At 70.7% G+C, this 16,461-nt stretch carries 17 protein-coding genes and 1 pseudogene; 7 read left to right on the top strand and 11 right to left on the bottom strand.

The window, feature by feature from the left end; genetic code table 11:
• Positions 1 to 185: 185 nt before the first annotated feature.
• The 5 genes from ACTHJJ_RS00865 to ACTHJJ_RS00845 all read left to right on the top strand — a co-directional run bounded on the left by ACTHJJ_RS00865 (position 186) and on the right by ACTHJJ_RS00845 (position 2,912).
• The gene (locus ACTHJJ_RS00865; protein ID WP_440301048.1) at positions 186 to 560 is read left to right on the top strand and encodes a PRC-barrel domain containing protein; all 375 of its coding nucleotides are present in this window, start codon (positions 186 to 188) and stop codon (positions 558 to 560) included.
• A 50-nt stretch (positions 561 to 610) separates the two neighbouring features.
• On the top strand, positions 611 to 838 hold the full coding sequence (locus ACTHJJ_RS00860) for a PLDc N-terminal domain-containing protein (RefSeq protein WP_440301047.1): 228 nt from the start codon (positions 611 to 613) through the stop codon (positions 836 to 838).
• Between the two features lie 168 nt (positions 839 to 1,006).
• Positions 1,007 to 1,540: a hypothetical protein gene (locus ACTHJJ_RS00855; protein ID WP_440301046.1), complete on the top strand. Its 534-nt coding sequence runs from the start codon at positions 1,007 to 1,009 to the stop codon at positions 1,538 to 1,540.
• Positions 1,541 to 1,571: 31 nt separating this feature from the next.
• On the top strand, positions 1,572 to 2,243 hold the full coding sequence (locus ACTHJJ_RS00850; protein WP_440301045.1) for an LON peptidase substrate-binding domain-containing protein: 672 nt from the start codon (positions 1,572 to 1,574) through the stop codon (positions 2,241 to 2,243).
• Positions 2,244 to 2,330: 87 nt separating this feature from the next.
• On the top strand, positions 2,331 to 2,912 hold the full coding sequence (locus tag ACTHJJ_RS00845) for a CueP family metal-binding protein (protein ID WP_440301044.1): 582 nt from the start codon (positions 2,331 to 2,333) through the stop codon (positions 2,910 to 2,912).
• 42 nt (positions 2,913 to 2,954) lie between these two features.
• On the opposite strand, the gene ACTHJJ_RS00840 is transcribed toward ACTHJJ_RS00845, so the two are convergent.
• The 7 genes from ACTHJJ_RS00840 to ACTHJJ_RS00810 form a co-directional block, all read right to left on the bottom strand.
• Positions 2,955 to 4,052, bottom strand: coding sequence for a GmrSD restriction endonuclease domain-containing protein (locus ACTHJJ_RS00840; protein WP_440301043.1), 1,098 nt, complete (start codon positions 4,050 to 4,052; stop codon positions 2,955 to 2,957).
• A gap of 199 nt (positions 4,053 to 4,251) precedes the next feature.
• A complete protein-coding gene (locus tag ACTHJJ_RS00835; RefSeq protein WP_440301042.1) occupies positions 4,252 to 5,226 on the bottom strand; it encodes a sugar kinase in 975 nt (324 codons plus the stop codon).
• Positions 5,223 to 5,861 carry a bifunctional 4-hydroxy-2-oxoglutarate aldolase/2-dehydro-3-deoxy-phosphogluconate aldolase gene (locus ACTHJJ_RS00830; RefSeq protein ID WP_440301041.1) on the bottom strand — a complete coding sequence of 213 codons (639 nt, stop codon included), beginning with the start codon at positions 5,859 to 5,861 and terminating at the stop codon, positions 5,223 to 5,225. The genes ACTHJJ_RS00835 and ACTHJJ_RS00830 overlap by 4 nt, the downstream gene beginning before the upstream one ends.
• Before the next feature lie 2 nt (positions 5,862 to 5,863).
• Complete coding sequence (gene dgoD, locus ACTHJJ_RS00825) at positions 5,864 to 7,012, bottom strand: galactonate dehydratase (RefSeq protein ID WP_440301040.1); 1,149 nt, start codon at positions 7,010 to 7,012, stop codon at positions 5,864 to 5,866.
• 6 nt (positions 7,013 to 7,018) lie between these two features.
• Entirely contained in the window at positions 7,019 to 7,834 is an 816-nt protein-coding gene (locus ACTHJJ_RS00820; protein ID WP_440301064.1) for a carbohydrate ABC transporter permease, read from the bottom strand.
• Entirely contained in the window at positions 7,834 to 8,748 is a 915-nt protein-coding gene (locus ACTHJJ_RS00815; protein ID WP_440301039.1) for a carbohydrate ABC transporter permease, read from the bottom strand. The genes ACTHJJ_RS00820 and ACTHJJ_RS00815 overlap by 1 nt, the downstream gene beginning before the upstream one ends.
• A 92-nt stretch (positions 8,749 to 8,840) precedes the next feature.
• Positions 8,841 to 10,127: an ABC transporter substrate-binding protein gene (locus ACTHJJ_RS00810; protein WP_440301038.1), complete on the bottom strand. Its 1,287-nt coding sequence runs from the start codon at positions 10,125 to 10,127 to the stop codon at positions 8,841 to 8,843.
• Positions 10,128 to 10,267: 140 nt separating this feature from the next.
• Between ACTHJJ_RS00810 and ACTHJJ_RS00805 the strand changes: the two genes are divergently transcribed.
• Entirely contained in the window at positions 10,268 to 11,038 is a 771-nt protein-coding gene (locus ACTHJJ_RS00805; RefSeq protein WP_440301037.1) for a FadR/GntR family transcriptional regulator, read from the top strand.
• 51 nt (positions 11,039 to 11,089) lie between these two features.
• Here the strand turns inward: ACTHJJ_RS00805 and ACTHJJ_RS00800 are convergent, their stop codons facing one another.
• The 4 genes from ACTHJJ_RS00800 to ACTHJJ_RS00785 all read right to left on the bottom strand — a co-directional run bounded on the left by ACTHJJ_RS00800 (position 11,090) and on the right by ACTHJJ_RS00785 (position 15,293).
• Positions 11,090 to 12,043 carry a hypothetical protein gene (locus tag ACTHJJ_RS00800; protein ID WP_440301036.1) on the bottom strand — a complete coding sequence of 318 codons (954 nt, stop codon included), beginning with the start codon at positions 12,041 to 12,043 and terminating at the stop codon, positions 11,090 to 11,092.
• Between the two features lie 248 nt (positions 12,044 to 12,291).
• Positions 12,292 to 13,179, bottom strand: a complete 888-nt coding sequence (locus tag ACTHJJ_RS00795; RefSeq protein ID WP_440301035.1) for a hypothetical protein — start codon at positions 13,177 to 13,179, stop codon at positions 12,292 to 12,294.
• A 149-nt stretch (positions 13,180 to 13,328) separates the two neighbouring features.
• Positions 13,329 to 14,345, bottom strand: coding sequence for a Vgb family protein (locus ACTHJJ_RS00790; RefSeq protein ID WP_440301034.1), 1,017 nt, complete (start codon positions 14,343 to 14,345; stop codon positions 13,329 to 13,331).
• Positions 14,346 to 14,432: 87 nt separating this feature from the next.
• Complete coding sequence (locus ACTHJJ_RS00785) at positions 14,433 to 15,293, bottom strand: DUF4097 family beta strand repeat-containing protein (protein WP_440301033.1); 861 nt, start codon at positions 15,291 to 15,293, stop codon at positions 14,433 to 14,435.
• A 255-nt stretch (positions 15,294 to 15,548) separates the two neighbouring features.
• On the opposite strand from ACTHJJ_RS00785, the pseudogene ACTHJJ_RS00780 reads away from it, so the two are divergent.
• Positions 15,549 to 16,461 (top strand): annotated as a pseudogene (locus tag ACTHJJ_RS00780) (hypothetical protein); the annotation flags it as partial.

The raw sequence follows: 16,461 nt of genomic DNA, 5'->3' as shown, positions 1-16,461 counted from the left end.
TCCAGATCGCGCCGATGCGGGTGGGGGTTTCGGGCGATGCCGCAACAAGAGGTATGCCGCCCACCGGGCTGCGGGGCGCAGCTGACCTCCGGCTCACTGGGCAGCTGTCCACGTCCTGCCGCCGCCCGCCGGGTTTACAGGGGTGGACGGTGGGTAGGCGTTTTCGGGAACGAGAGGAGTCCACCATGAGCAGTTGGGATCCCTGGAACTACCGCCAGAGCATCGACATGACAGATCGGACGGGCGGCCTCACGGGCTTCAAGGTCCATGCCACGGACGGCGACATCGGCAAGGTCGACGAGGCGACCACCGAGGTCGGGGCGAGCTACCTCGTCGTCGACACCGGACCGTGGATCTTCGGCCACAAGGTCATGCTGCCGGCCGGCATCATCGACCGCGTCAACTGGGACGAGAAGGAAGTCTGGGTCGACCGGACAAAGGACCAGATCAAGGACTCGCCGAAGTATGACGCGGACAAGGGCGGGAGCGATCTGACGTATCGCGAGAGCCTGAACAGCTACTACCGGGACACGTACGGGGACTCAACCCTCGAGCCCTGAGCTGTTGTTGCCGCATCGGGAAACGTGCGACCCCGGAGGTGATCTGAGCCATGGCGAGGCAGAAGAAGAAGTGGTCCGAGCTGAGCCGGCGACAGCGGGCGACGATCCTCTCAGTCGGCTCGGTCCAGCTCTCGCTGGCGGCGACGGCCTGGGCTGACCTCGCGCGACGCCGCGCCGAGGAGGTCAACGGCAGCAAGGCGAAGTGGGCCGCGCTCATCGCGATCAACTGGATCGGGCCGATTCTCTACTTCACCAAGGGCCGCCGGCGCTCGACGTGAGTCACTGGCCCAGCAACCGCACCTGGTAGAGCCGCACGAAGAGGTACGGCACGACGACGAGCCCGACGAGGATCGTCGCCATGCCGCCGCGGCTCCGTTCTGCCCACGTGTATCAGCGCGGCCCGCCGCGCCTCTGACTCCTCGCAGGACCCCTGACGAGGAGACACGATGTCCGAGCAGAGCATCACCGAGGCAACGTCCTCGATCGCGTGGCACCGCCCCAGCCGTGAGTCGAACGCCGGTCTGTATGACGCGCCGTGGGACTTCACGCGGCCGGCCAAGCCGCTGTCCCGCAAGCGCGCGGCACACCGGTTCCCGGCGGCCATCCACCTGCGCCCGGCCCGGGCGCGTGAGGAGCGGGCGCTCGCCCTGCAGGCTTTGCAGGTCATCGACGAGGGCGCGTCGTCCCGGATCGGCATCGCGGTCGGCTTCCTGACGGGGATCGGCGTGACGGCGGGGGCGCTCTTCGCGACGGACAGCATCCGGACGCCGCTTCCGTGGTGGCTGATGGCCGCCGTCGGTGGTGCGCTCGTCCTGGCGCTCGGGGCCCTGATCGGCATGCTGCGACAGCACTCCCTCGCACACGAGCAGCTGTCGCAGCGTGCTCTCCTCTACGAGCTGCGCCTCGCCGAGCTCGAGGAGCAGCGCCGGGCGGCTCTCGCGGCCGACGCCGCGGCCGAGCGTCTCCGCCTCGCCGCCTGACTCGGCGCGGGTCGCGCCATACTCTCTGTGCATGCCCTCGCTGCCGCTCTTCCCGCTGGGAACCGTGCTGCTGCCGGGCGCACAGCTGCCGCTCATGGTCTTCGAGCCGAGGTATGTCGCGCTGCTCGCTGATCTCAACACCTCCGCTCCCCCGGGGGAGCGGGCCTTCGGCGTCGTCGCGATCCGCAAGGGCGTCGAGGTCGGTGAGGGCGCGGCGACCGAGCTGTTCGACATCGGCTGCGAGGCCGTCATCGAGCAGGTGACCGGGACCGAGCCACCGTTCCATGTCATCGCCCGCGGGCGCCGGCGGTTCCGCCTCACTGGTCGCGACGAGGCGGCGGGGACGCCATACCTCACGGGCCAGGTGACGTGGATGGACCCGGTCGCGCGACGGCCCGGGTCGACGCCACATGTCGACGCCTCCTTCCTCGGCGAGAAGGTCCGGTCCGTGCACACCCAGGTGCTCGCCGCCCTGGGCGCGACGACGCGCGCGCTCCCCGACATCGACAGCGACGACCTCTCCTATCGGGTCGTCGAGCGGTCGGCCCTCGAGCTCGTGGACCGGCAGGCGGTCCTCGAGGGCCGGACCGAGGGCGACCGGCTCCACACCCTGCTGAAGATCCTCCGCCGTGAGCTGGCCCTCGTCACGCAGGTGCGTGCCGTCCCCGGCCGGATCGAGCTGGGTGGCTTCTCCCCCAACTGACTGAGGCCCCGGTCACCTCGTGGCAGTCCCGGTGGCCACCCATGCTCTACTACTGTCTGTAGCAGACACGATCCGGGAGCCACTCACATGCGCAAGTCCGTCGCCACCGTCGCCACCGCCGCCTTCCTCGCCCTCGCCGGGTGCACCAGCACGTCCGCACCCGAGGCACCGCAGGGATCGGCCCAGCAGAATGCCGTCGTCCAGCAGCTCGGTTTCTCCGGCAAGAGCACCCAGCAGATCATCGAGGCGATCGACTCCTCTCCCGACGCCCGGCCCCTGGGATTCGGCGCCTCCGTGCGCGGCAGCGAGCTCGTCCTCACGAAGGACGACCAGGAGGCGAAGCTGGGGCTGCCGGACGGCCTCTTCTACCTGTCGGTCGCGCCGTACCGGACGCACACGCACGAGTGCTACAACCACAGCCTCGCCACCTGCAAGGGCGAGCTCGCGAACGAGGACGTGACGGTCAGGATCGTCGACGACCAGGGCAAGGTCCTCGTCGACAGGCAGGCGAAGACCTATGCGAACGGCTTCGTCGGCACCTGGCTCCCGCGTGACGTCAGGGGCACGGTGACCGTGACGCACGACGGCGTCAGAGGCAGCGCCCCCTTTGCCACGACCGAGGGCAGCCCGTCGTGCATGACGACGCTGCGCCTCACCGAGAAGGTCTGACCGAACACCGGGGCGCTGGCCCCCGCACGTGGACCACCGCGGCTACTCGCAGACGATCCCGTCCTTGTCGGCGTCCCGGTACCAGCCGTACTCGGGGTCGACGCCGGCACGGTAGGGGCCGTAGCCGGCCGCCTTGGCCGCCTTGCAGGTCGCGAAGCGCGGATCCGTCTTGCCGCCCGTCTTGGGCGCCGGTGCCGGTGCGTTGGGCGCCGGCGGCGCCGGCTTGGCGGCCGGCTTCGGCGCGGCAGGCGCTGCAGCCTCCTCGCGTCCACCGCCGAGCGTGAACGAGGCGGCCGTCGGGAGCGGCTGGTTCGGGCAGGGCGTCAGCACGCGGACCATGGCGTCACGCTCGGCAGCGGTCGCCCAGAGGCGGTACTTCGCCTTGACGGCGACCTGGCGGGCGACATACGCACACCGGTACGAGGCCTTCGGCGGGAGCCAGGTCGCGGTGTCACCCGCCCCCTTGCGCACGTTCGTCGGGCCATCGACGGCGAGCAGGTTGAGCGGGTCGTTCGCGAACTCGGCGCGGCGCTCGGGCGACCACTGCTGGGCACCCTTCTGCCAGGCGTCGGCGAGCGGGACGACGTGGTCGATCTGCACGGCGCTGGACGTCCGCTCGCCGCGGACGAAGGCGATCGAGGTGCCGGTGTAGGGGTCGTTCAGGGTCCCGCGCAGGACGACGCAGCCGCGAGTGCCGGCCTTGAGGACGAGGTTCCTCAGGTCTCGGCGCAGGACGTCGTTGCGGGTGTCGCAGCCGTTGCGGTCGGTGTCGAGCCAGGCTTGGCCGAACTGGGCGCGGTCATACCCCGTCTTCGGTGCACGCCCCTTGACCGTCAGCGTGCGCGCGGCGGCGAGGGCGGTTCCGGGACGCGCCGCTGGTGCGGTGGACGGCGAGGACGGCGAGGACGGCCGGCTCTGCGGGGTCGAGGCAGCACCGCCCGCACCTCTCCCCGGGGCTGGGACCGCTGCCGTGGACCTCGGCTGCTCCGGCGCGGCGGCGCTGGCCACCGTGGTCGGCGACGCAGTCGAGCCCGCCCGCTGGTCCGCGGAGGGCACCGCCTCACCCAGTCTCGGGATGGCGATCACGGCCCCCACGGCGAGGGCGATCCAGATCAGGCGGTTCCGAGGCGCGGCAGACATCGTGCTGACCATAGGGCACCGACCGCTCCTCCCCCCGCATCGACAGTGCACTTTTCTCCATCGACAGTGCAGAATTCTCCATCGAGAGTTCAGAATTCTGGATCGACAGTGCAGCTCGTTGCACTCTCGATCCAGAGAAGTGCACTGTCGATCATGAGAAGTGCACTGTCGATCCAGAGAAGTGCACTCTCGATTGGGGTCAGCGCAGGGTCGCTCCCGGGCCCATCGCGAGCAGGTCGAGCTCTGCCCTCCGGGGCAGCCCCTGCCAGTCGCCCCTCGTGCTGACTGCCCAAGCGCCGAGGAGGACTCCCCGCTGGAGACAGGCCCCGGCGTCGAGCCCGTCCAGGAGCCCGGAGAGGAACCCGGCACTGAAGGCGTCGCCCGCACCGACGGTGTCGACGGCCGTGACCGGCAGGGCCGGCGCGTCGATCCTGCCGTCCGCCGTCCAGACCGAGGCTCCGCAGGCACCGCGTTTCACGACGACGTACGAGGAGCCGCCGGCCAGCAGGGCGCCGACTGCCTCCGCCTCCGGACCGTCGGCCACGAGATCGAGCTCGTCGTCGGAGGCGATGACGATGTCAGCTCCGGCGGCCCGCGCCTGCAGGACATCCCGAGCGGTCGCCCGGTCCCAGAGCCGCGCCCTGTAGTTGACGTCCAGGGACACGAGCACGTCCGCCCCCGAGGCCTCGTCCAGCGCGGCTGCCCAGGCCTCGCGCGCCGTCACCGACAGGGCCGGCGTGATCCCCGTGACGTGCAGGATCCGCGGGGAGGGGCCGAGCGGCTGCGTGAGGTCAGCAGGACAGAGACGCGAGCCGGCCGATCCGGCACGGCGGTAGTCCACCCGCGAGACGTCGGCGGTCCGCTGCTCTAGGAACATCAGCCCCGTGGGCGCCTCGACGTCGGTCACCACGTGGCTGACGTCCACGCCCTCGGCCCGCAGCTCACGCAGGGCGAGGTCACCGAACGGGTCTGCCCCCAATCGGCCGACCCACCCGGCGCGATGACCCAGCCGCGCGAGCGCGATGGCGACGTTCGTCTCGGCACCGGCGAGCCCGGGCGCGACGGCCGCGCCACTCGCCAGTGGGCCGGCGCTCCGGAAGGAGACCATCGCCTCGCCGAACGTGAGCACGTCCAGCGCGGTGCCCGACGGCTCGGGTGGCCCGAGGGAGCTCATCCGACGAAGCCCTCCACGAGGTCGAGGAAGGCTCGGGCACGAGCCCGCAGCTCGGCGAGGTCACCACCCGACGCGGCGTCACCCACCAACGGCCCGCCGACGCCGACGCCGACCGCCCCGACCTGCAGGAACGCGCGGGCCTCCTCGAGCCCGACCCCGCCGACCGCGAGGATCGGCACGTCCGGGAGCGGGTCCCTGACGGCCTTGAGATACCCCGGGCCACCCACGGACGCGGGAAAGAGCTTGACGAGCGAGGCGCCCCGCGCGCGTGCCGTGACGATCTCCGTCGGGGACAGTGCGCCGACCACGGACGGCAGCGAGCGGCATACGGCCTCGTCGAGCGACTCGACGACCGCGGGCGTGACGACGAACTGGCCGCCGACCGACTCCACGCGGGCCACGTCCTCGCGGGTCAGCACCGTCCCGGCCCCCAGCCAAGACCCCTCGGGGACACGCGGTCGCAGCCGCTCGATGACGCCGAGCCCGTCAGGGGTCGTGAGGGCAACCTCGACGAACCGCACGCCTTCCTCGAGGAGCACGCGCGCGGCGGACTCCGCGTGGGCCGGGTCCGCCGCGCGGACGATGGCCATGAGGCGGGACTGCCTCAGCTCCCGCAGGAACAGCTCCTCAGCCATGGTCACCACTCTGCGAACGAGCCGTCGGTATGCCGCCACACCGGTCCGCGCCACGCGTGACCCTTCTCGTCCGCACGGCGCACCGCCTGCTCATCGATTTCGACCCCGAGGCCCGGGCCGGTGAACCGCTCGATGTAGCCGTCGACGAACTGCAGCGGAGCGGTGTCGAGGACGTAGTCGAGCACCTCGGCGCCCTCGTTGTAGTGGATGCCGATGCTCTGCTCCTGGATCAGGTGGTTCGACGTGGCGAAGCCGACCTGGAGGCAGGCCGCCAGCGCGAGCGGCCCGAGCGGGCAGTGCGGAGCCAGCTGCACGTCGAACGTCTCGGCGAGCGTAGCGATCTTGCGAGTCTCGGTGATCCCGCCGGCATGCGACAGGTCGGGCTGGGCCACCGCGATGCCGGCCTGGAGCACCGGCAGGAACTCCTGCCGGCTGTAGAGCCGCTCCCCCGTCGAGACGGGAGTCGTCGTCGAGCGGACGAACTCACCGATGAGGTGGGAGTTCTCGGGCACGACCGGTTCCTCCAGGAAGAACGGACGGTACGGCTCGAGCAGCGGGGCGACCCGCTTGGCGGTCGCGAGGCTGAAGCGCCCGTGGAAGTCGACCGCCACGTCGCGCTCGTCGCCCAGGACCTCGCGGGCGGCGGCGACGCGGCGGACCACGCCGTCGAGCTCGGCGACCGATCCCAGCGGGCTCATTCGGCCGCTGGCGTTCATCTTGACCGCCGTGAGACCCGCCTCGACCTGGGCCCGGATGTGGTCCGCGACCTCGGCCGGCTCGTCACCGCCGACCCAGCCGTAGACGCGGATCCGGTCGCGGACGGGGCCGCCGAGCAGCTGGTGGACCGGGGCGCCGAGGTGCTTGCCCGCGATGTCCCAGAGCGCCTGGTCGATCCCCGAGACCGCGCTGGAGAGGATCGGCCCCCCGCGGTAGAAGGACCCCTTCGTCATGACCTGCCAGTGGTCCTCGATGCGCAGGGCGTCCCGTCCCACGATCATCTCGGCGAGCTGCTCGACCGCGGTCCGGACGGTCTCGGAGCGGCCCTCACAGGTCGCCTCGCCCCAGCCGACGATGCCGCTGTCGGTCTCGATGCGGACGAAGAGCCAGCGGGGAGCGACGAGGAACGTCTCGACGCGGGAGATGGTGGTCACGGCTGGTCAACCCTTCGTTGCGCCGGCGGTCAGGCCGGAGACGACGTACTTCTGGGCAAAGAGTGCGACGAGCATGATCGGTAGCGTCACGATCGTCGAGGCCGCCATGAGCCCGCCCCAGTCGATGCTGGCGTAGCCGACGAAGTCGAAGATGGCGACCGGGAGCGTCTTCGTGCTGCCACCCGACAGGACGAGGGCGAACATGAAGTTGTTCCACGAGAAGATGAACGACAGGATCGCGGCCGTCGCGATGCCGGGGGTGGACAGGGGCAGCGTGATCCGCCGGAACGCACCGATCGGGGTGAGGCCGTCGACGAGCCCGGACTCCTCGAGCTCCTCGGGGAGGCCCTCGAAGTAGCCCATCATGATGTAGACGATCAGCGGGAGCGCCACGAACATGTGGCTGAGGATCAGGACGCCGTAGCCGCCGACCATCCGAAGGTTCGAGAAGACGTAGTACCACGGCACGAGCAGCGAGACGCCGGGGATGACGCGCGCCATGAGCACGACGAGCGCCGAGCGCCGCATCCCGAAGCGGGCCATGGAGTACGCCGCCGGGACTCCGAGCACGAGCGACAGCGCCGTCGACGCGAACGCCACCCAGAAGCTGTTGACGATGAACTTCAGGTAGTTCGCCTGCTGGAAGACCTTGCCGTAGTTGGCCGTCGTCGGGTCGAAGAGGACCGCCTTGCTCGAGTCGTAGATGTCGACGTTCGTCTTGAACGACGCCGCGACCATCCAGAGCAACGGTGCGACGAGGCCGAGCACCACGACGACGAGGGCGAGGACCCGGAAGGCCTTGAAGGGACCGGAGGCACGCATCACGCAGCGTCCTTTCGGCGGGCCGTCAGCGCCCACATCGAGCCGACGATGATGAGGAAGAAGATGATGAGCACGGTCGAGGAGATCCCGTACTCGTTGTAGTCGAAGCTGAGCCCGTAGGCGTAGACGTTCAAGGTCTCCACCTCGTGGAACGAGCCGCCTCCCTTGCCCTTGGTGGCATAGAGGATGTCGAACGTCTTGAGCGCGTCGATGCCGCGCAGGAGGACCGCGACGATGACGGTCGGCATGAGCAGCGGCAGGGTGACGTGCCGGAACCGCTGCCAGGCGTTCGCGCCGTCGATGAGGGCCGCCTCCTGGGGCTCGTCCGAGAGCGACGTGAGGCCGGCCAGGAGGATGAGCACGACCATCGGTGTCCACTGCCAGATGTCGATGAACATCGTCGTCGGCAGCGCCGTGGACTGACCCGCCAGCCAGGGCTGCGGCGGGATCCCGACCCAGCCGATGACCGTGTTCGCGAGGCCGATGTTGGGGTCGAAGATGAGGCGCCACATCATGCCCACCGCGACGGGCGTCGCGACCAGGGGTAGCAGGATGGCGACCCGGACCCAGCGCTCACCGCGGAATGGACGCCACAGCAGCAGCGCGATGGCCATCCCGAGCACCACCTCGACGATCAGGACGACCGCCGTGAACTGCACCGTCCGCCACGTCGCGGGCCAGAAGCGCTCGGTGTCGGACAGCACCTCGGCGAAGTTCGCAAACCCGACGAACTCCTTGGCGGCCCGGACCGATCCCTCCGCATCCGTGAGGCTGAGGTAGATGGTCCAGCCCAGCGGGAAGATGATGAGGATGGCCACGAAGGCCATGGCCGGGCTGGCGAACAACCACTTCCGGTGCGCATTGGCCCACCGAACCCACCGCGGCGTTCCGGAAGACAGCATCTGTGCGGTCACGGCTCGCTCCTGTCGCGTCATACGGACCACGTCGGCGGGGGCCGGCCCTCGGGACTCTCGTGTCCCTCGGGCCGGCCACCCGACGTCGGTCGTTACTTCTTCTCTGCGTCGAGGAACTTCTGGAAGGCCTCGTTCGCGGTGTCGGCGGAGGACGCGGAGTCCTTGCCGGTGATCGCGTCGACGATCGGCTGCCCGACCATCTCGCGGGCCTCGGCGACCTTGGTCACTCGGGGACGGTCATAGCCGACCGCGCCCTTGTCGCCCTCGGCCATCGCGGCGACGAGGTCCTTCGGGTAGGTCGAGACCGCCTCCGGGTTGCCCCAGACCGACGTGCGCGGACCCGGGACGCCGGCCTTCTGGTTCTCGAGCGTCTGCGCCTTGCTCGTCGCCCACTCGATGAACTTCCAGGCGTTGTCCTTGTTGTCCGAGGCCTCGTTGACGCCCAGCGCCCACGAGGGGATGCCGTAGGGCTTGGCGCCGGCCGGGCCCGCCGGGAACGGGGCGAAGCCGACCGCGTCGGCCACCTTCGACTTGGCCGGGTCGGTGGCGTTCTTGTAGAGCGAGCTCGCCTCGGTGTAGAAGGCCGCCTGCCCCTGCGTGAAGATCGCCATGGCCTCGGGCCAGCTCATGTCCGTGCTGACGTTGGCCGGACCGAGGTCCTTGATCAGGCCGCCGTAGAAGGCGTAGGCCTGCTTGGCCTCAGGGGTGTTCACCGTGGCCTTGCCGGAGCCGTCGCTCCAGTCGCCGCCGAAGCTGTAGAGGAAGCTCGAGAACTGCGTCACGGCCGGCGACTTGCCGGTCCGCGCGACGAAGCCCGCCACGCCCTGGTTCTGGTCCTTGATCTTCTGGGCGTCGGCCTTGAGCTCATCGAGCGTCTTCGGCGGGTTCGCGATGCCGGCCTTCTGCAGCAGGTCCTTGCGGTAGTACAGGACCTCCTGCTCGGTGATGATCGGCACGCCGACGACCTTGCCCTCGTCCGTCGTCGCCTCGACCGGGCCCTTCTGGAAGTCGCTCCAGTCCCACTCGGAGCTGGACTTGGTCTTGTCGGTGAGGTCCGCCAGGTAGCCGTTCTTGGCGAAGAGCCGTCCCTCTTGGAGCGGGCGGTACATCATGACGTCGATCTCGTTGGTGCCCGCGTTGAGCTTGACGTTGTACTGGTCGGACAGCTGGTCCTCACCGAGCTGGGTGACCTGGACCTTGAGCCCCGTCTGCTTCTCGAACTCCGGCAGCGCCTTCTTGATGTTGTCGGTCCAGACGTGGTTCGCGAGCGTGACACGGACGGTCTTGGACCCCTCCCCGCTGTCACCACCGCCACAGGCGCTGAGGCCGAGGGCCGCCACCACCGCGAGAGATGTTCCGATTACTGAGCGACGCAACATTGCGGCCTCCGTTAGTCCTGTCGTGGGCGCGGGTGCTGTGGCGCACCCCGTTTGGCGGCGTTACGTCCGCCTTAACGCCCGGACCCTAGCATTAACTCTGCCTTTAACAACTCGTCGTTACCAATCCGTATGATGTGTGCGTGAGCAAAGACGCTGTGGCCCCCGCGGGCATCGAGCCCGATGCGGCGACCGGCCACGGTCTGCACGCGCGCGTCCTCGACGGCCTGGGCACCGCGATCGCGGGTGGCCACACGCGCATCGGGACACTCCTCTACATCGACGACCTGGCCGCCGAGTACGGCGTCTCGAGATCTGTCATCCGCGAGTGCCTGCGGGTCCTTGCATCGATGGGCCTGGTCGAGTCCCGGCGGCGGGTCGGTACGCGCATCTGCCCACGCGACGAGTGGAATGTCTTTGACCCGCAGGTGATCCGGTGGCGCCTCGCCTCAGATGACCGGGTGGGGCAGCTGCGCTCTCTCACCGAGCTGCGCGCGGCCGTCGAGCCCGAGGCGGCCCGCCTCGCCGCGGTGCGCGGCGGCCTTGCCGAGGGCAGCGCCCTCGTCGGCCTCGCGGCTCAGCTGTGGACGGCCGGGATGGAGGGTGACCTCGAGACGTTCCTGGAGCTCGACGTCGAGTTCCATCGGCTGGTCCTGGTGGGCTCGGGCAACGAGATGTTCCTCAAGCTGAACCACCTGGTGGGCGAGGTGCTGAGCGGACGGCACCAGTACGGGCTGATGCCCCGCCATCCCGACCAGGAAGCCCTGCTGCTCCATGCGGAGGTGGCCCAGGCGATCCAGCGGCGCGAGGAGTCCCGGGCCTGCGAGGCGATGCGACGCATCACCGTCCAGGCCCTGGACGAGATGGCCTCGATCTGGGCCGAGACGACTGGGTCGCCCGGCGCGCCGCGCTGATCGCGGCCGCAGCAGCCCTGGGGGCTGCCGCCCCACCGCGGAGCGCCCGGCCTAGCCCTCCTGCAGGGCGACGTTCAGCGCCTCGACCAGGGCGCTCAGCTCGTCGGCGGGCTCGTCGTCGCTCCTGCCCGCCTCGTCATGCTCCAGCAGTGACGCCGCAGCCACCTGGCCGAGGACGAGCTGGACCGGGTCGGCGTCGACCGGTCGCAGCGTGACCTCCTCGCGGGAGAGCCGGATGACATGGAGGGCCTCGAGGCGGGGGCGGCGGGCCTCACCGGCCTGCAGGTCCGTGGCACTCGGGAGGGCCGGCCGCACGAGGACGACGTTGACGTCGTCGGTGGCGACGGCCGCGCTCAGCACGTGGTTCACCGCGGCCAGAGTCGCCGAGGCGAGTATGGCGCGGTAGATCTCCTCCCGCTGGGCAGCGGTCCTGCGCCGGAGCATCGAACGGCCGGTCACGGCCTCCCCGGGGCCACGGTCCGGGACAACGTCGGGGCCCGGCACCCGGAGGACGACGGTGGCGTAGGGCCGCCGGCCCCGCCCTGCCCGACCGGCGTCGATGCAGGTCCAGTCGCTCGCGCTCTCGGCGAACGACGCGTCGAGGGCCGCGATGACCGACGTTGCGTCATGCCCTTCCAGACCTCGCCACGTGCTGTCTGCGAGCGCCTGCTGATAGCCGTCGCGCACCCGGGCGGCGATCCTGCCCGCCGCGACGAAGGCCCTCACCTGCGCGGAGTCGGCCGCTCCCTTCGAGCGGGCCCCCGTCTTCGCAGCACGCCGGTCACGCCGACGCTGGATGCCGGCCGCTGCCGTCGCTGCCAGCTCTCGGGCCTCCAGGGCATCGGCCGCGGTCAGCTCTCGGGACGGCTCCACCAGGGGCCGCTGTCCGCGGGGCGGCACGGCTTCATGCAGGCTGGTCAGCCGGGCCTCGAGGGCGGCCAACGCTGCCGCGTCACCGCGGTCGAGAGCATCCAGCGCGTGGCGCTCCGCCTCGGCGGCCGTCAACGGAGCCTGGGACTGGAGTCGCCGACCGGGGCTTCGCCTCCCACGCCGCGTGGTCCGCTCCGGGCGACGGCGCGTGCGGGCCGCAGCCCGTGTGGTCAGGCGGGGACCTGGCACGGCCACGCGCAGCGCCTCCCCGTTCCAGCGCAGGGCCAACCCGGGGGCGATGCGCAGCGGAGGCCTGTCGTCGCCGGTTGGCGAGAGAGCACCGAGCCGGTTCCGAAGCCGACTCTGCTGGGACTCAAGGTCGCTCAAGAGCGGCCACCGCCCGCTGGCACCGCGGAGGCCGTCGTCGGGACGAGCGGCTTGCTCGGGGCAACGGTCGACGGACGAGCCGGGACGGTGGGCTTGGGCGCAGCCGTCCTGGTGGACCGGCTCGAGGTCGGAGCCGCCGGCGAGGTCGCGGTTGCTCGGGTCGTCGCGGCCGGGGCAGTGGTCCGGCCCGGGGCGACGGTGGCAGCGGCAGTCGTGGTCGGCGCGAGAGTCGCCGTCCCCGTCCTCGTCGTGATCGCGCCCGACGTGGTCGACGAGGGCGAGGCGAGGCGAGCGGCCACGAGCTCGGGCCGGTCGGTCGCCGGGGCCGCCGGGACTGAGGGGGCCGTGACGGCCGAGGTGTGGCTCGAGTGAGTCGTCGGCACACGGGTGTCGCTGACCGGCAACGGTTTCGGGATCTCTTGGCCATCCTCCCCGTCCGAGACGAACAGCATCCGGCTGGCCTGGAAGCCGACCAGTCCGAGTGCGCAGACGATGACCGCAGCGATGAGCAGCCCCCGACGCCGGAGCGTGGCGATCCTCCGCCGAGGGGCGTCGACGGGCATGACCGGCACGACCGGCATTGCCGGACGTGCCTCGAGCGGCGCCTGGCGCGCGCCGTCGGGCGGCGGAGCCATCTCACCGGCCGCGGCCCACCAGGTGACGACCGTGCAGCCGTACGAACCGTGCCCGGCACCGACGAGCTCGGCCTGGAGCGCCGCTCGGTCGGCGACGGTCAGCGAGCCACCACCGTCGAGGACCGGGGTCCAGAACGACCACCCTGCCGGCGGCTCCGGCCAGCTGGGGTCCGGCAGCCAGTCCTCGCCCGGCGTCCATGAGAGTGGCGGTGTGGGCCACCCCGGCGGGACGTTGAAACGGACTGCCACACCTGACCCTTCCCCAAAAGCCTCACGGCGAGACGACACCACTTCCCTCGGGCAGGTTATGGCCATTTCGGATGAAATATGGACAAACCCTGATATTGGTGGTGCGCACCACACGGAGCGCGCCCAGCGGCATACCGACCGGTCGTGGCTCAGCCGCGCGGGGTCAGCTTGATGATGACGTCCGCGATGTCGTCCGAGACGATGATGGCGCCGCCGGCGGCGATCACCAGCCCCTGCGGCTCCACGAGGCCGGCGCTGGCCAACGTCGTCGTGGCGCCGGTCCGCAGGTTGGTCCTCGTCACCGAGTGCCGGGCGTGCCGGACGTCTGTGACGATGATGTTGCCGAAGCCGTCGAGCGCCACATCGTCGGGCATCGAGGCCGGCGCGACTTGCGCGCGGCCCCCACCTGCCGTGACCCTCCAGACGTCTCCCCCGCACTCGTCGGCGACATAGATCGTGCCGTTCGGGGCGACGGTCGCACCGACGGGGTGGGTGAAGCCCGAGGCGACCTGCGTCAGGGTTTTCCCGTCGGTGCTGAGCCGGTAGATCGTCCCGGTGGGCGCGTCGGGGATGACGAGGCTCTTCGTCGTCGGGTCCCAGGCGATCCCGTCCGTCCCCTGATGGCACTCGACGAGGGTCGGGTTGCCGGGCATCGTCCGCAGCAGGTGTGCCGTGCCCGAGCCGGGGGCGAAGGCGACGATGCGGTTCGTCTTCTCCTCGGCGACGACGAGGGTGCCGTCGGCGAGCGGGACGAGCGCCTCGGGGCCGGCGAGGCCGCGGTGCAGGACGGTCACGCTGCCGGCCGCGTTGAGCCGGCTGATCGTGCCGTTCGTGTAGTCGCTGAAGAGGAGTCGCCCCGACGAGTCGAAGGCGAGGTCGTCGGGGTGCGCCGCTCCGGAGTAGAGGGTCGTGCGGGTGAACTGGGCAGGCGCGGATTTCGGCGCCGCCGATGCGCTGGTGCTCGGGGACGCGGCCTTGGCCGGCGGCGAGGGCGAGGAGATCGTCGGCGCGGAGGTCGACACCGACCCGGACGGCGACGTGGCGGTCCCCGCGGCCGCGGGTGGGGCGCTGGTCCCGGCGCTCGCGCCGCCCGTCGGTGACCCCGAGCAGGCGGCGAGCGCCATACCGACCGCCGCGACAGCCGTGAGCGAGAGCGCGCGCTTCATCGTTCGACGTTAGGTCGCCCACCCGTGATGACCCTGTGTATTCCGTATGCCGCCCAGCCCGTTGGCGGCTCAGCCGGGCCGCCGTCGTCAGCGGTAGTCGAGGTTGATGTCACCGGAGCCGGTCTCGACGTGGATGCTGCGCGAACTGCTCTGGGACGTGTCGATGCCGAGGCTCTTGTTGCCGGACCCGGTCGACACGGTGACGGCGTAGGCGTCCCTCTTCGGGACGAACACGTCGACGTCGCCGGAGCCGGTCCGCAGGTCGACCCTCGAGGGCGGCGACTTTAAGGCGAGTTTCACTTCGACGCTTCCGGTCCGAAGCGTTGTGTCGGCGGCGCTGAGGGCGTTCCCGTCGATGTTCCCGGAACCGGTCTGGGCCTGGACCGCACCGAGCACGCCACTGATCGTGATGTCGCCCGAGCCGACGCCCAGCGTCACCTGGGTCCGGTCCGGGACCACGACCTCGTAGTCCATGGAGCACATCGACATGAAGCCCCCGCCGCACCGCGAGTCGATCACGAGGGTCGTGCCGCGAACCTGTTCCTGCGGGTTCGGCTGCCCGTGCCCCATCCCCCATCTCAGCCGGCGGGTCACCTCCACGGTGCCGGCCGCGGCGCCGCCGGTGACTTGCACGTCCCCGGACCCGCCCGTGAAGTCGAGGGCCGTGAACTCGCCACGGTAGGTCTGCCGCTGCTCGGTCGAACCCGTGAACGGCCCACCACCGCGACCCCAACCGGTGAGGCCGCCACTCGCCCCGACGAGCAGGAGCACACCCGCCGCGAAGAGCCACCACCAGCGATGGTTCGGCGACCGGCGGACCGGCGGGGGCGCCGGCGCATGCGGCCAGGTTGGGGGCCCGCTCGCCCCGGTCCGGTCGTCAGGGACGTGTGTCGCGGGCGGCATCTCCGGGCGGGGTCCGAACGGGCCACCCTCTGGCGTGTTGCTCACCGACCCACGGTAGATCCCCAATCTCCTTGTCCGCCATGAGTTTCGTCCCGGAACCGTCATGACATCCGGCACATGACCGCGCACCGTCCGGCGGTCTCATTGAGAGCCGGCTGAACGGCATACCGCCACTCGTGCGAGGGCGCCGATCCGCAGCGTCTCGTTCACCCGGAGGCCAGGCGCGGGTCGCCACCGCTACGCGTGAGGTACCTAGCGTCGGCACCGTCCAGGGGAACTCACGTTCGAGATGGAGCAACCATGAAGCGATCCACCGTCGCGGCTCTGGCCGCCACGGCCACCTGCCTCGGGCTCGTCGCCACCGGCACCGCCGGCGCCACCCCCGCCCAGACCGGCCCGTCCACCACCACGACGCCCTACGTCGAGACGGTGCGCCCGGGCATCGTCACGAAGTCGGTCCTCACCGTCGGTGACAGCGTCGGCGGCTACAAGATGGCCGGCATCCCCGACGGGCTCGGGGCCTACGACAACGGCGACGGGACGTTCACCGTCCTGATGAACCACGAGCTCGGCAGCACGAGCGGGGTCGTGCGGGACCACGGCTCGGCCGGCGCGTTCGTCTCCAAGTGGACCATCGAGAAGGGCAACCTGCGGGTCCGCTCGGGCGAGGACCTCATCAAGCGGGTCAAGTCGTGGAACGGCTCCGCGTGGGAGACGGTCGCGACCGCGTTCAACCGGATGTGCTCGGCGGACCTGCCCGACCCCTCGGCGTTCTACAACGCGGCGACGGGCAAGGGCACGCAGACCCGCCTCTTCATGAACGGCGAGGAGGCCGGTGCCGACGGTCGTGCGCTCGCCCACGTCGTCGACGGTCCGGACGCCGGCACGAGCTACATCCTGCCGTGGCTCGGCAAGGCCAGCTGGGAGAACGTCGTCGCCATGCCGAACACCGGCGACCAGACGGTCGTCGTCGGCCTCGACGACTCCGGCGGCGGCCAGGTCTACGTCTACGTCGGCGAGAAGAAGGCGACGGGCAACGACGTGGAGCGGGCCGGCCTGACCGGGGGCAAGCTCTATGGGCTCGCGATCGACGGCGTCGCGAGCGAGACGGACGCGACGACGGTCGGTGCGGGCACGGGCTTCCGGCTCGTCGAGATCCCCGGGGCCGCAGGTATGACCGGCACCCAGCTCGAGGCGAAGAGCCGGGAGCTGG

This window comes from Intrasporangium sp. (genome assembly GCF_051961875.1).
GTDB lineage: Bacteria > Actinomycetota > Actinomycetes > Actinomycetales > Dermatophilaceae > Intrasporangium_A.
Note: the sequence above shows the minus strand (reverse complement) of the source record. Positions and strands in the feature narration are given on the sequence as shown.